The sequence below is a fragment of the Dyadobacter fanqingshengii genome (assembly GCF_023822005.2).
Taxonomy (GTDB): domain Bacteria; phylum Bacteroidota; class Bacteroidia; order Cytophagales; family Spirosomataceae; genus Dyadobacter; species Dyadobacter fanqingshengii.
On sequence record NZ_CP098806.1, the window covers coordinates 4,707,501 to 4,722,115 of the forward strand.

Sequence of the window (14,615 nt, forward strand, 5' to 3'; positions counted from 1 at the left end):
ATTCATTGGCCAATTTCACCACCACAAAAATTTGTAGCGCCGTGCTGGCAGCTTTTTACTTAAATTTGAATTCTCAAGTTTGCACAATAGTTACTGAAATGATATTCTATAGTACAAAAACGGCCAGTATCAAGGCCACGGCCGAAGAAGCCATCTTCAACAGCCTGCCTGCCGATAACGGGCTTTATATGCCGGAATCCATCCCTACGCTTTCATCGGATTTTATAGCAAATATTGAAACGAAGACATTCAATGAAATTGCTATTGAGATAACGCATACCCTATTCGGAGACGAAATTACAAGAAGCGAAATTGAAACCATCATAAATACCGCTTATGATTTCGATGCGCCGATTCTGCAGATTAATGAACAGGACTACGTTTTAGAGCTCTTTCATGGCCCTTCCATGGCTTTTAAAGACTTTGGAGCGCGGTTTATGGCCGCGATAATGTCTTATTATTTGGTACGATCAAAAAAGGAAATAAAGATATTAGTTGCCACATCCGGGGATACGGGCGGAGCAGTTGCACAAGGATTTTACAAAATTCCCGGCATTTCTGTCACCATACTTTATCCAAGTGGCAAGGTCAGTGATATTCAGGAAAAACAACTTACTACGCTTGGTCATAATGTTACGGCGATTGAAGTCGACGGAACATTTGATGATTGCCAGAAATTGGTCAAGGAAGCTTTCCTCGATCCCGAACTGAATGCAAAATTCAACCTTGCTTCCGCTAACTCCATTAATATAGCGCGTCTGATCCCACAGTCATTCTATTATTTCTCGGCTTATGCGCAGTTGAAAAGGCTCGGTAAGCCCATTGTTTTTGCTATACCAAGCGGAAACTTTGGAAATCTGAGCGCAGGACTTCTCGCCTATCGAATGGGCTTGCCGGTGGAACACTTCGTTGCAGCCACTAACTTGAACAATGCAGTCCCGAGATATCTGGAAAGCGGAACATACGAACCGTTGCCTTCAATAGAAACCATATCCAATGCAATGGACGTTGGTAACCCAAGCAATTTTGTGAGACTTAAAAGATTCTTCGCTGATGACTGGGAATTGGCTACTGAGAAAGTTTCCGGATTTTATTTTGATAATGAGCAGACAAGAAATGCAATGCGTGAAGTTTTCAAAAAATCCGGATATGTAATGTGCCCACACACTGCAGTTGCTTTTCAAGGTCTTGAGGAATATCGCAAACAAAATGCGTCCGGCTTCACCGGTGTGTTTCTTTCAACTGCTCATCCTGCAAAATTTATCGAGCTTGTAGAAGAAACATTGGAAAAACAGATAGAAATACCCGAAAGACTTGGTTCACTGCTTTCCATTGAAAAAGTGGCAACACAAATGAATGCCTCTTTTTCTAATTTTAAAACACTGTTAATGAATACATTAAACTGATATTTTGGCAGATTTCAGCTCGTGAGATTTGCTTATAGCCATTCTATCGCATCCAAGTGCGCGAATATTGAAACCAAAAGAGGCAGAAATCGCTAAGATTCTGCCTCTTTCTTTTTTATTAGAAAATCTAATTGATAACGTCGCCCCGTAAAAGTCGAAAACGTTTTCTCGACTCGGCGACGAAAATGCTTCCCGGATATTTTTCCATCAACTCCTGATACAACTTCATCGCAAGATCCTTGTCCTTCAATTTTTCCTGATATAGTTTTGCCGATGCGAACAAGGCGTCATCCCCATAAATGTCGTGACCATATTTTGTGGTCAACACTTTCAAGTTTTCCATGGCCTGCTGGTTGCTGTCGAGCTTGATGTAAGTCTTTGCGGTCAGCCAAAGAATTTCGTCAGCCAGGCTGTGGTTCTGATATTTTGTATAGAGGTGTTTTAATGTGTCAATCGCCTCATACTTTTTATTTTGGAATAACAACAACTCCACGGACGAATACTGCTTCATGGCAGCTTCCGTACTATCAAGTCCGGTGTTATCCATAATAAGAAGCGACAATTCATTCGCGTCATTAGCGATTTCCCTGGAAGTTGCTTTTTTCAAAATATCCAACACCGCTTTCGCCAGCTCAAACTCTCCTTTAAAATAATGCAGCTTGGCATTTCTCAGTTTAGCTTCGTAACCCAGCAAGTCGTCCTTCTGCGATTTTTCAACTTGTGAGTAAACCAATGTTGCCTCCCAGGGTTCGCCTTGCAAGAGGTAGATATCGCCTAAGTCAAGCTTGCATTTGTCTACAAAATTCTTTTCCTGCTTGCCGGCATCGATCGCCGTATCCAGTATTTCAATTGCCTTTTTAAAATCATCCATATAGAATGCATTCAGGATCGCCATATTCCTGAGCGCTTCCACTGTCCTGACATTAACCCCCAATTCATCCACTAACTGCTGATACTGTCCAAGGAGTTTCTGCACTTCACTGCGCTTGATCGGATAAGTGTTTTTCACTTGCTCTTCACGCGCAAAAATGGCCATTCTCCTGGCAACCGGATAAAGCTGACCTTTGGGATACTCCTTTACCAGATGATCAAAGATGGTTCCGGCGTTATTGTAATCGAGATTCTGAAGCGCAAGCATGCCAAGATTGTAAAGCCTGGCACCATTGTGTTTGAAACGCTTGTCCAGCGATCTTTCCTGAATAAAAGCTTTGTAAAAATCCTTCTTCTGGATCTGATACCAGATCAGTAGTTCATTGTAAAAACCTTCACTGGGAAATTTCTGGATCTTGTCATAAAGCACTTTTTCCAATAACGCCTGTTCCTTCTCATCCTTCGTAAAGTCTTGCAGCATATTCTGAACCACTTCTATATTTTGATACCGCATGCCGTAAGAAAGCAGCTCATCAATCATTTGTTCAGGCGCATTCAGGTCGCGGTATACACTAGCAAGTTCCAGCTGGAAAATGTCGGTGCGTTTGGCGGCCTCTCTTGCTTCGATGAGAATTTGCTTGGCCCATTCCGGTTTATTGATGGCTCGGAATTCTTCCGCCAAATCGCGTTTAAGCTCGATCCTCGCACCTGATGCAGCAATGCTCTGCTCTATCTTTTTCGTGGCCTCCTGAGACTTCCCCTGGCCTTCCAGAAGCACGCCCCAGTACAAATGATACCAGCTCGCATTAGGCGCATCGCCTTTGATCTGCTTCTTGAAAAATTGCTCGCCATCACCCCAAGTCTTAGTCTTAATGATGCAATTCGTGTAATTCTTCAGCGCGTTCTTTTCAAAGGTTGTTTTCAGGAAGCTGCTGTAATAAGTCAGCGCTTTCGGACAATCATTATTCTTAAAATACTCCTCTGCCATCTCCTTCTCGGTCTGCCCCACCGCGGCGGCCCCGGAAAGAAGCATGTATATCAACACCCATCTCGAAACCTTTTTCATAATAGATAAAAAAAATTTTCTTTAGTTATTATCTCTTACTATGTCTGTGGATAAGGGGATAATTAGTTTATCCACTGTAGATTAACATAGTTATCCACATATTGTGAATAACTAAAGGTATTTATCCACTTAAGCGTTCTGAATTATCAACGTTTAACTAGCTGAATTACAAGTTAGGAATTTATCTGTTCACACTTCAGTGTTAGTAACGTAGTAATTATTGCTTTTTATCTTATCCACATTTACTAAAGTGTATCAACGCAGTGTTAACTTCCATTTAGATTACATTTACCAACAAAAGCACGCCACCCGATTTTTTATCCACAGATACTAGTGTTTATCCACACAATTGTTAACATTTTCGACCCGCTTACCAACAAACTTTAGGGGTTATTAACATAGTTATCCACAGTAAGTGCATAAAGAATGTTGATTTTTTCACTTAGGGAGTGTGACGTTCACGTCATTTAGCTCAAAATTGGCTTTCAAAAGAATTTTATCGGGGAGATAATAGATTGCTTCCGGCTGCTTATCCTTATCAAGCTCACCTGTATCCCAGCGCCGGTTCCGGTTGGCATCGAGCGTTACCCGAATATAATATTTGCCTTGCGGGATGTGAATGAATGTGTAAGGAGATGTGAACTGCGTTTCAATAAGCTTATACTGCTCGTCTACAAGCTCAACAATGTATCGCATGGATGTGTCTGCATTAGCAATAGCACCCTTTATTTGCCCATAATTCTCCTCATTTAAAACGGGGTGCTTAATGAGCGTTTTCGGTAATGTGTCCCCTTCAACGCTTAGCATACTACCTTTTGGAAAGTCCCACTTAATGGTGTCTTTCGCGAATGATTTTGCCTCAATGGTAAGCGTGGTGCGCGTGGGATCCCAACGATATTTGAATGCGCTCAGCGGCTCATGGGTCAGGCTGTCGGTGATCAGACTAATGTTTTTATCATCCAAAAACTGGATCGGTTTATTCAGATTCAGGGTATATGTAAATGTGTTTGTAAGCGCTTTATTTCCCTCGGGCTTCGTTGTCATATTGAAGGGGTCCCGCTGTCGCTCCTTCCCTCTTTGCGCTTGAAATGCTATTTTTTGTTCAAAATCGGTTACTGTTCCTAGTGAGTCGGTAACAGTAAGTTTTACCAAGGTTGAATCCGGATGTGGTTGAACATTGAAAAACTTCAAAGCTGCACCGTTTTCCAGCATGTAAGGCAATGTGTCATTATTCATGAATTTCACATTTACTTTTTCTATCGGTTTGCTAAATACGACGGCATAATTATTCACCCTGGGAATAGTTCGCTGGATTTTCAGCGCAGTGTTGTCGGAGAGAAACATATTTAGATTGTATGATGCTGAGTCGGAACCGGCCGTAACGGGTTTGCTCAGAAAGCCCATGCGCTCATCTTTAGCATTGTAAAGCATGTTGCGGTTCTTGTCATCAATTGCAATCAATTTGTAATCTCTTGTCTGAATATTTTCAATGGAAAACACGCCGCTGCTGTCCGTGCGCGAGAAGTAATATGGCTTTTGCTTTGCAATGTTAAGTGTGTCGCTCAGGTTATAAAGGCCAACTAATGCATCGAAAATTGGCTTGTTGGTCTTCATGTCTTTCAATGTTCCATACACGCGGCCAGAATCGAGTGTGCTGCCTGTGCTGAACACAAGTTTTAGGTTTTTCGCGGGGTTTTTTTCAGCGAAATCCCGTATTGCATCGCCGAAGTTTAATGTATAAGTGGTGCTGTCTTTGAATTCATTTTTAAAACTCAATGAAACGGACATGCCATTTTGCTTGTACGAGTAGGGATTATCAGCTTCGGGTGTAATGATCAGTTTTTGGTTAATGTTATCTACAACCACATATTCATCGAAGAAAACCTCGATTTTTTTACCTTTAAAATTGAGGGTTTTGTTCAGTGGGTTGCTTTCCAGGAGCGTTGGCGGAATAGAATCTTTCTTTCCTCCGGTTGGCGAAACCTGCTGGGCACAGCGACCGAAAATTATCAGGCAAATAATGGCAATGGCAATTGTTCTGATCATTGATTTATAAAGTTAAAAGGCCCGCAATACAGATAACGCGTATTGAGGGCCCATTCAGATTGTTGTCAGAATTTCTGGTTATTTTTTTGAAACAATGTATATAAGGCTCGATGTATTGAGCTGCTCCTTGTCTTTGGAACGGCCCCTGAGGTTAGACAGCAGCCCAGTTTTCACACTATCAAAATAATCAATGCTTCCGCCGCTATATTTAGAACTAAGCATTCCGACATAAAAGGAGTCAAACCACATTGGAAGAATGCTCTTAACATCCAAATTATGCTTCCGGAGCAGCGTTTTCATTGTTCCCTTTGTAAAGTGATACAGATGCCTGGGCACGTCATAGGCTGCCCAAAAACGGCCGTATTTTACAGCATCGAATGACTGCGGATTCGGAACAGCGATCAAAATTCTTCCATTGGGATTAAGGTGTTTGTATAACCAATCAACAGTTTCGTTCAGCAGATGTACATGTTCAAGCACATGCCATAATGTGATCACGTCAAAGGTTTCAGAAGTCAGTTCACCGGCATTGATCGATTCATAAATAGCCGTTCCGGCCCTTTTTTGTGCCAATGTTCTTGCTCCTGAATCGGGCTCCGTGCCTGAAATTTTCCAACCGTCTTTCGCTGTTGCTGCCAGGAAGTTTCCTGTCCCACATCCGATATCCAGAATCTTGCCTTTTGACGGCACGAGGCTATTGATCAGCTCCACTTTTTGTTTGATCGTGTGATTTCTTACAGCTGTATATGCTTTCGAAATCAGATTTGTTTTCTCCTCGTCGTGGTGAGAAATGTAATCTTCCGATTGATAGTAGGCTCCTATTTCAGCTTCTGATGGGCGCGGATTAGTGAACAGGAAGTAGCAGCTGTTGCATTGCTGAATGGTGAATTCCTTATGAGAAACGGTGTAATCCTCCACATTCAAATAATTATTGAAGCTGGATTTTTCGCAAACGGGGCAATTCTGAAGAGTTTCTAACGGCATTATCGTCCTATGAAAAGCATTAATACTGAAATGTCGGATGGGCTCACGCCACTGATCCGGGAAGCCTGTCCTATTGTGGAAGGACGGGTTCTTTTGAGTTTTTCACGTCCTTCAAAAGACAGCGAAGTCACAACATCATAGTTGAAGTTATCGATAATGTTGAGGTCTTCCAGCCTGTTCATTTTCTCAACGAGCAACATTTCCTTTTCAATGTAACTGTCGTATTTTAAATTGATCTCAGCCTGATGAATGGAGTCCTTTCCAAATTTCTCGAGGAGGTTTTCCACGATCGGGCTGGCTTCCGTAAGCTGGTCAATCGAGATCTGTGGCCTCTTCAACAATTGAGCAAGGGAAATTTTCTCACGTAATGCAGCCGTCCCAATCATTTCCAGCGTTGGGTTAATCTCGTCAGGCGCAAGCTTGGTCGAAGAAAATGCGGCTATTATCTCGGCCACTTCGGCTCGTTTTTTCTGCACATTATCTAGCCTTTCCTGACTTGCTAATCCGATGCTATATCCTTTTTCCGTAAGGCGGATGTCTGCATTGTCCTGCCTAAGCAGCGTGCGATATTCAGCGCGTGAAGTAAACATTCGGTAAGGTTCTTCCGTGCCTTTGTTAATGAGGTCGTCGATTAAAACGCCGATATATGCCTCCGATCTTTTGAGTACAAACGGATCCTGCTCGTGCACGTTTTGGTGTGCATTAATGCCGGCCATCAATCCCTGGCAAGCTGCTTCTTCGTAGCCCGTTGTTCCATTGATCTGACCTGCGAAGAATAGATTTTGAATCAAATGCGTTTCGAGCGTCGATTTCAATTGCGTCGGGGGGAAGTAATCATATTCGATCGCATATCCCGGACGAAACATTTTTGCGCTCTCAAAGCCTGGGATTTTCCGGAGTGCAGCGTATTGCACGTCTTCCGGTAATGATGTAGAGAAGCCGTTGACATAAACCTCGACCGTATCCCACCCTTCGGGCTCCACGAAAATTTGGTGACGATCTTTGTCAGCAAAGCGGTTGATTTTGTCTTCAACCGATGGACAGTAACGCGGGCCAATCCCCTTGATCCTTCCCGAAAACATTGGTGATTTTTCAAACCCTGTTCTGAGGATTTCATGAACTTCTGAATTGGTGTAAGTAATCCAGCAGCTTCTTTGCTTGGCGAGTGGCTTGGTATCTGAGTATGAAAATTTGGATGGATTTTCGTCGCCCGGCTGCTCTTCCATTTTCGAATAATCGAGCGAGCGTCCGTCAACTCTTGGTGGTGTTCCGGTTTTCATGCGGCCTGCCTCAAAACCTAATGTTACCAGTTGCTCCGTGATTCCGGTCGCAGCTTTTTCACCTGTGCGACCGCCTCCAAAGTTTTTCTCACCGATATGGATGAGTCCGTTCAGGAATGTGCCGTTGGTAAGCACCACGGATTTAGAAAGTATTTCAATTCCCAAACTTGTCTTTACACCGCAGGCTTTTCCATCCTTTATGATTATTTCCTTTGCAGTGTCCTGCCAGAAGTCAACATTGGGATTGTTCTCCAGCACATTCCTCCACTCCGTAGCAAACATGGCGCGGTCGCTTTGGCATCTCGGGCTCCACATGGCGGGGCCTTTTGACAAATTAAGCATCCGGAACTGGATCATTGTTTTGTCGCTAATGATCCCCGACTGTCCGCCGAGCGCATCGATCTCACGAACGATTTGTCCTTTCGCCACGCCGCCCATTGCTGGGTTGCACGACATCTGCGCAATGGTATGCATATTCATCGTAATCAGCAGAACGGAGGAGCCCATCGTTGCCGCAGCCGCTGCTGCTTCACAACCGGCATGGCCTGCCCCTACCACGATTACATCATATTCTTGAAACATAATTCATTTACTTATTAAACCACTTTAATTAAAGTGTTCCACGTGGAAATTTAACTAGAAGAGCAGAAGATACTGATCCTCTTTGGCCCGCATTGCAGCTTTTAGCTTTTCATCCGTATCATCATATCCCATCAAATGCAACAATCCGTGTATCAAAACCCGGCGCATTTCAGTCTCAAAATCGGCGTGAAACGTCGCTGCATTCTCCCTTACCCTGTCGACACTAATGTAAATATCACCTTCAATCACATTGTCTTCCTCACTATTGTCAAACGAAATAATGTCCGTGAAATAGTCGTGATCCAGATATTGTTTATTGATTTCCAGAAGATATTCGTCGTTACAAAAAATATAGTTCAATTCTGATATTTCATAACCCTCTGATATTGAGGTGTTTTTGATCCACTTTTTTGTTTTTAACGGGCGTAACAGGTCGAAATCGACGTTTTCGGTGAAGAAATGAAGCATACTGGGCGGTAAAATATTACAAACATACTAAACTATCCGCTTAAGAACAGTTTAGCCGATGACCGCGCCTTCAACAACTTGCTGAAAAAGTGTTAAAACGTGGTCATCGGAATGTTCAGAACAAAATGCTGCTATAATCAGTTCTTAGCCTGATACTTGCGGAAGTAAGTATCCACCTCCCTTTTGTAGAATGGAGAAAATGTGGGCGGTATGGTTCTCAGTAATTCAGTTTGCTTCTCCTTTTCACGAATGTATTTTTCAAACGCCGCAGGTGGTTGTCTTGGCAATTGTTTCGCACTTTGGGCTTTGCGTTGCTCATCCTCGTCCTGCTCTTTCATTGCTTTTTCAGATTCCAGCAAACGTGTCGTAATTTCCTGGTTACGCTTGATGAGTTCGGGCGTAATGCGTTTGTTCACAAGATCAGTTTCAGTCTCATCCATTTTTTCAGCAATTTCCTGCAACTCCTTACCCATCTGTTTTCCTACTTCCGTGCCTTTTTGAGATTCCATCAGGTCCTGGATCATCTTCCTGATCATCGCTTGTTCAGCGGCCATTCTGGCCAGTTTCTCCGAATTATTTCCCTGCCCCTCTTTTCCTTCTCCAAGCTTTTTCATTTCACCATTCAGCTTCTCCTGCATTTCGCCCATTCCTTTTTGCTCGCCCTTTTGTTTTCCCTTCTTGCCCTTGCCACTTCCCGGCATCGCCATCGCCATTTGCTGCTGCATCTGATTGAAGACGTCGCTCAGCATTAAGGCGAGATTGTTCATGGAAGTCATCGCGAATTGCTGCTTGGAAGTCGCCACATTGATCTGACGATCTTTAATGCTCTTCACGCTTTCATCCATGTAAGACTTCATATCATTGAGCTCACGGGTAATAAACGACTGGATCTGTATCACGCGGTTTGCAAGCGCGTAAAGGCTGTCCTCAACAATTTTCGCATCGTCTTTCAACTTCAACTGCTGCTGTCCGAGTTTGATAAATCTTGGATCCTGCAAGCTTACACCGCGAAAATCTTTCATTAATGTCTCCTGATCAAAAGACAGTGTGATCAAATTCTCTAAGATATCGCGTAGGGCATCCAGATTTTCCTGCATTTGCTCCATCTCCGCAGCCTCCATTGCTTCCTGCATCGACTGCGACATTTTCTTCATAGATTCCGCCGCCTTTTTCTGCGATTTGGAAGCTTTTTGATTCTCTTGCTTATCAAGTTGCTCCTTACTTTCTTCCATCTGCTCAGAGGCGTTTTTCTGCTCTTCTTTTTGTGTATCCAAAGGCTGTTCAAGCTCCTCGCTCATTTTTTCAACCTCCTTGGAATCCTCCTTGGCTTTTTCGAACTCTTCCTGAATTTTTTCCTGCTCTTTTTTCAAATCCTCGTTCTTGCCTTTTTTGTCATCAGAATTTTTATTCTTGTCATTTTCCTGACTTTTATCCGCAAGCTGATCTTCCTTATCTGCTAACTCATCCAGTTTTTCGGTCAGATTTTCCATTTTTTGTTCAAGCTGCATTTGCTTGAAAAGCTTCATGGTCCGTTCTAGCTCTTTTTCCAGGTTATTCTCTTTGTTTTTAAGCTTTTCCATCATGCTCGACATTCGGTCGCTTTGTTTTTGTTCCAGCAATTTTTTCAATTCCTGATAAAGCTTCTCAGTGTCCTTGTCCATCAGCTCGTTCATCAGCTTTTGAAGCTGTTCCAGCTTGGTTTGTAACTCCGGGCTTTGCTGATTGAACTGTTTGGATTTCTCGTTCGCATTCTGATTTTTCTCCTGCAAAGCCTGCAATTCCTTCATTAGTTCCTCACGCTTTTTGAGCACTTCTTCAATCTGCTTTTGCTCTTTGAAATCAAGTTCTTTGTTGCTTTTGAGTTTATTATCCAGATTCGTCAGATCCTTTTGCAAGCTCTGTGCCTTTTTCATGGCCGACTGCATTTGGTCTTCCGTTTCCTTCTCCGACTTCTTGATCTCAGCCTCCAACTGATCTTTGGAAGGAACAGTGAACTGGATTGACCTGGATTTGGCACTTTTTGGCCCATTCACGCCGTCATTATCCCAAACCTGGGCATAATACTCGATCTTGTCGCCGGGCCCCAGTTTAAGGCTATCTACATACCATTGGAAATAAAAGCTCTGGGTGTTAACCGTTTTGTTAAAAGGAACAGGAATTCCTTTGGCCGGCGCAGCATTTTTCTGGTCGGCCCGCTTTACGGAATAAAACATTTTAAGCTGTGAGAAGCCATAATCATCACTGATTGAGCCGCCTAGCACCAGATAATTGTAAAGCGTCGTATCCTGGAAGTTTTCGAGGTTCATCACGGGGAATTTATCAGGAACGACGTTGATGAAATAGCCAATTTTATCCGCATTGGTTGTTTCTTCATTTTTCAAAGTCACCTGATATTGCGACGAGCGTTTGACCGTTTTCCGGACCGCATAATGATCGCCATTGTCACCTTTGGCCCGATACAATGCAGAGTCATCGTCAAATTTAATCGCGAGCGATTTTGTTGCTGATGTGTTAAAATCCCACTCAATGGTCGTTCCTTCCGGAATGGACAAATTGCCCACATTTGTCAGTCCTTCTGCCGGTTTATTAAGATATGCCGGATAATGCAGATTAACATCAAATGAAAGCAGTGAGGGCCTTTCCGCAACATTAATCCGGTATTCCTCAGATGCAAATCCAGCCGCATCAAAAGAAAAAGCCACATCCCTTTGCAGGTTTTTGAATGTGTACGAATAGTTCTGATTGCCGTCATTGGTAAGTTTAAAACGGGAGCCATTTTGCACCAGGTAAGCCGCGGTGGGCAATGCTTCGCCCCGCAGTTTTAATTTTAATGTAAAGTCCTCATTTCTAAATGCTTTTAATGATTTGTTTTCAAGAACAAATGAAAATGGCGCGTAAGTGTAATTCTTCTGGAAATGAATAATCCTGTCAGAACTGGAAGTGAAAAACGACGGATTGAAAAGCAAGATCGCCGCAATGGCCGCAAGCGGATAAATGGCATATTTGATGCGCTTTTTATTCTCATTAAAACGGATGGCATCTGAGAATTTAACAATCAGCAACTGGCCCGATTTCTGGCGAATGCTGGCTTCAATCAAGTCGGATTGTGTGCCGGTCAATCCCCTTAATTGCAATGTATTTACAAGCTTATCCCCTATTTCCGGAAAATATTCCCCGATCTGCAATGCCGCCTGCTCATCCGAAATAGGTTTTCTAAGGCCGGAAAGATGGATTAACGGCTGGACAACCCACTGGAAAAATGAAAAAACGAGCACAGCCAGAAATCCGAAGAACAGTGTTCCCCGGACACCCGAGCTAAACCGCCCGAAATATTCGATTGTATTGAAAAAAAGAAAGACACTCAGAAGCAATCCGGCAGAGAAAATAATGCCTTTTAGCAACTGATTTTGATAGTATTTTTGACGGTATTCCTGAATGCGGAGCAACAGGCCTTCCATTGCCGGCGTAAAAGCAGCCATATATGAATGTCGTTAAATCTCTGATGGATTTTTATAACGTATCCGGCTGGCAAAAATTACGATCCGCCTGGCCACGCATAAAACAAACTAAGATAGCGATTTATATGGAATTCCATCGTTAAAAATGGATTTTTCCGGCGCCCAAAAGTTTATTTTGTGAAGAACTTAAAGCGTAAGCAAAACACCTACGGAAGCGTAATTGATCCAGTTGAAATTATAGACCTCGTCACTATCCGCACCGCCTTCCACAACGCGGTAACCAGCCTTAATGCCAAACTTCGGATTGACCTGATAAGCCGCTCCCACAAAAATATCCTCCGCACGCCCTTGTTTGGCAGCCAATGCATCGCCTTCCAAAATCACCGACCAGCGATAAGATGGCTTGTAAGAAGCATAAAAGTTGACTAGCGGCACGAAGCCGACATTATCAAAATGCGTGTCGTAGGATTCGTTTTTGAAGCGCACATCCGCATCCCGGATCTTGGCAGTAAGACCTAAACCAACACGCCAGCGCGTTTTTGCCACAAAATCGTAGCGATAAGTCAGTCGGTAGGAATTGAATTTATAAAAAACTTCCGATGGCTGTCCGGCAGGATAATTAATGCCATTGAAATTGACGTTTTTATCGAATGTTCCGTGATATTTTACAGAAAGTGGGGCATATAATGCACTGATATTATGCCGTTTAGCAATGGTGTAAGTGCCTCTGATTCTATAAAAAATCTTTGGATCAATGCTCAGATCGTTCGCCAGATTCACTTGCGTGCCGCCCACATTTGGAATGCGGACCTTATTATAATTTGTCCCAAACACCGCCCCGCTTTCCAGATCGAGCCGGAACTGCGCGTAAAGCGGTGATGAACAAAGCATTAAAATGATGAAAAAAATTTTTCGAGATCCCATATCCGCACCTATCTAAAAAACAAACAACCCGATGATGAGTTGTTTGTACAAAAGTGATGCCTGAAGTGTCAATATATCTTATGGAATTAACTTGTTATGCTTCGATCGTTTCAGGATAATTTTTTACATTTCTTACAAAAGACTTAATGTCCTGTTCAAGATCATTGCTTTCCTGCAAAACGCGAATAAATGCGCTGCCGATAATAGCCCCTGCTGCATAGTCAGAAGCTTTTTTAAATGTTGCATGATCTTTTATCCCAAAACCAATCAGTCGCGGATTACGGAGTTGCATGGCATTCAATCTGTCGAAATATACTTCCATATCATCGCTAACGCCTGTATTAGAACCCGTTACACTTGCAGAGGAAACGGTGTAAATAAAACCTTCACTTATTTCGTCGATCTGGCGAATGCGCTTTTCGGATGTTTGCGGTGTTACCAAGAAGATATTCAGAATGCCGTAAGCGTCGAAAATGGCTTTGTATTCATTTAAATACACGTCCATAGGCATATCTGGCAGGATCAGCCCGTCAACGCCAACCTCAGCGCATTTTTTACAAAATGCTTCGATGCCGAATTGCAAAACCGGATTGACATAACCCATCAGCAGCACAGGAACAGAAATTGTGTCACGCATATCTGCCAGTTGCTCGAAAAGGATCTTTACAGACATGCCGTTTTCAAGCGCGCGGTCATTGCTTTTCTGAATGGTTTCGCCGTCAGCAACAGGGTCCGAATAAGGCATACCAATCTCAACCAGATCAGCGCCGCCGTCCTGCAAAGCCTGTAAAACGCGCATAGTGTCACTCAATTCCGGAAAGCCTGCTGTGAAATATACATTCAGGAATCCAGCTTCGTGATGATCATTTACGCCGCTAAAAAGGTTTGTAATGCGGTTCATTCTTGTGTCCAGTAATCAATAACCAAAACTTTGTCCAAATGCGGTCCTAACACTTTTCCGAACGCTTTGTGGTCAGGATGCGGAAGATAAACTTCACGACCCGCTTCATCATCGAATGTTACAAAGAATGCGTGCGTAAAACCTTGTGAAAGTCCCTCGGGGCTGTTGTTTGTTCCCCATTCAAGGCCCTTAATCTCCTTAATTTTGGACGGCAATGCTTTAAAAGCCTCTTCCACTTCCTTAATCTGTGCCGGCGTTGCTGAGTCTTTGAATTTGAATAAAACGACGTGACGCAGCATTTTCTTAGTGGTAGGGTTTTTAGGTGAAGCAGATGCCACAGCTCCAAAAAGGAGCATTCCGGCCATTAATAGTAATTTGAAATTCATAATTGGACAAAAGATAAGGTTGAATAATGGTTACTATGCGGAACAGTTGAGGCACTCGCCTTCATCGCTGAATTTCAGGCGGTCAAATTCGCCCAGCTTTTCTTTGAGTTCGAGGATTTCGTCTTCCAGGTCGCATCTTTCAAAAAGCGAAAGCTCGCCCGAGTTTACTTTTCCTTCCAGCTCCTGTATTTTGAGCCTTACGTCAAAAACCTCAGGTAAGGTCAGTGTTGCCATTGTAATGTGT

Annotated in this window: 11 protein-coding genes; 1 reads left to right on the forward strand and 10 read right to left on the reverse strand. The window is 43.1% G+C overall.

Going from position 1 to position 14,615, the window contains the following annotated elements:
• Window positions 1-98 precede the first annotated feature (98 nt).
• Window positions 99-1,406, forward strand: coding sequence for a threonine synthase (gene thrC / locus NFI81_RS19665; RefSeq protein WP_234616445.1), 1,308 nt, complete (start codon window positions 99-101; stop codon window positions 1,404-1,406).
• A 127-nt stretch (window positions 1,407-1,533) separates the two neighbouring features.
• Here thrC and NFI81_RS19670 read toward each other — a convergent pair whose 3' ends face one another.
• The 10 genes from NFI81_RS19670 to NFI81_RS19715 form a co-directional block, all read right to left on the reverse strand.
• The gene (locus NFI81_RS19670) at window positions 1,534-3,342 is read right to left on the reverse strand and encodes a tetratricopeptide repeat protein (protein ID WP_234616444.1); all 1,809 of its coding nucleotides are present in this window, start codon (window positions 3,340-3,342) and stop codon (window positions 1,534-1,536) included.
• A gap of 438 nt (window positions 3,343-3,780) precedes the next feature.
• On the reverse strand, window positions 3,781-5,388 hold the full coding sequence (locus NFI81_RS19675) for an Ig-like domain-containing domain (RefSeq protein ID WP_234616443.1): 1,608 nt from the start codon (window positions 5,386-5,388) through the stop codon (window positions 3,781-3,783).
• A 78-nt stretch (window positions 5,389-5,466) separates the two neighbouring features.
• Window positions 5,467-6,372 carry a class I SAM-dependent methyltransferase gene (locus NFI81_RS19680; RefSeq protein WP_234616442.1) on the reverse strand — a complete coding sequence of 302 codons (906 nt, stop codon included), beginning with the start codon at window positions 6,370-6,372 and terminating at the stop codon, window positions 5,467-5,469.
• Window positions 6,372-8,234 carry a tRNA uridine-5-carboxymethylaminomethyl(34) synthesis enzyme MnmG gene (gene mnmG, locus NFI81_RS19685; protein ID WP_234616441.1) on the reverse strand — a complete coding sequence of 621 codons (1,863 nt, stop codon included), beginning with the start codon at window positions 8,232-8,234 and terminating at the stop codon, window positions 6,372-6,374. Before mnmG ends, NFI81_RS19680 begins: the two co-directional genes overlap by 1 nt.
• A 54-nt stretch (window positions 8,235-8,288) precedes the next feature.
• Window positions 8,289-8,702, reverse strand: coding sequence for an rRNA maturation RNase YbeY (gene ybeY, locus NFI81_RS19690; RefSeq protein ID WP_234616440.1), 414 nt, complete (start codon window positions 8,700-8,702; stop codon window positions 8,289-8,291).
• Window positions 8,703-8,839: 137 nt separating this feature from the next.
• A complete protein-coding gene (locus tag NFI81_RS19695; protein ID WP_234616449.1) occupies window positions 8,840-12,160 on the reverse strand; it encodes a DUF4175 family protein in 3,321 nt (1,106 codons plus the stop codon).
• A 186-nt stretch (window positions 12,161-12,346) separates the two neighbouring features.
• A complete protein-coding gene (locus NFI81_RS19700) occupies window positions 12,347-13,051 on the reverse strand; it encodes a porin family protein (RefSeq protein WP_254410599.1) in 705 nt (234 codons plus the stop codon).
• Window positions 13,052-13,178: 127 nt separating this feature from the next.
• A complete protein-coding gene (trpA, locus tag NFI81_RS19705; RefSeq protein WP_234616438.1) occupies window positions 13,179-13,985 on the reverse strand; it encodes a tryptophan synthase subunit alpha in 807 nt (268 codons plus the stop codon).
• Window positions 13,982-14,341: a Dabb family protein gene (locus NFI81_RS19710; RefSeq protein ID WP_234616448.1), complete on the reverse strand. Its 360-nt coding sequence runs from the start codon at window positions 14,339-14,341 to the stop codon at window positions 13,982-13,984. Before NFI81_RS19710 ends, trpA begins: the two co-directional genes overlap by 4 nt.
• A 63-nt stretch (window positions 14,342-14,404) precedes the next feature.
• Entirely contained in the window at window positions 14,405-14,605 is a 201-nt protein-coding gene (locus NFI81_RS19715; protein WP_082217859.1) for a hypothetical protein, read from the reverse strand.
• Window positions 14,606-14,615 lie beyond the last annotated feature (10 nt).

Excerpts from the sequence above, each read along its gene's own strand:
- NFI81_RS19670 (WP_234616444.1), bottom strand. The coding sequence starts at position 3,342 with ATGAAAAAGGTTTCGAGATGGGTGTTGATATACATGCTTCTTTCCGGG.
- mnmG (WP_234616441.1), bottom strand. The coding sequence starts at position 8,234 with ATGTTTCAAGAATATGATGTAATCGTGGTAGGGGCAGGCCATGCCGGT.
- NFI81_RS19715 (WP_082217859.1), bottom strand. The coding sequence starts at position 14,605 with ATGGCAACACTGACCTTACCTGAGGTTTTTGACGTAAGGCTCAAAATA.
- thrC (WP_234616445.1), top strand. The coding sequence starts at position 99 with ATGATATTCTATAGTACAAAAACGGCCAGTATCAAGGCCACGGCCGAA.
- NFI81_RS19680 (WP_234616442.1), bottom strand. The coding sequence starts at position 6,372 with ATGCCGTTAGAAACTCTTCAGAATTGCCCCGTTTGCGAAAAATCCAGC.
- NFI81_RS19700 (WP_254410599.1), bottom strand. The coding sequence starts at position 13,051 with ATGCTTTGTTCATCACCGCTTTACGCGCAGTTCCGGCTCGATCTGGAA.
- ybeY (WP_234616440.1), bottom strand. The coding sequence starts at position 8,702 with ATGCTTCATTTCTTCACCGAAAACGTCGATTTCGACCTGTTACGCCCG.
- trpA (WP_234616438.1), bottom strand. The coding sequence starts at position 13,985 with ATGAACCGCATTACAAACCTTTTTAGCGGCGTAAATGATCATCACGAA.
- NFI81_RS19675 (WP_234616443.1), bottom strand. The coding sequence starts at position 5,388 with ATGATCAGAACAATTGCCATTGCCATTATTTGCCTGATAATTTTCGGT.
- NFI81_RS19695 (WP_234616449.1), bottom strand. The coding sequence starts at position 12,160 with ATGGAAGGCCTGTTGCTCCGCATTCAGGAATACCGTCAAAAATACTAT.
- NFI81_RS19710 (WP_234616448.1), bottom strand. The coding sequence starts at position 14,341 with ATGCTCCTTTTTGGAGCTGTGGCATCTGCTTCACCTAAAAACCCTACC.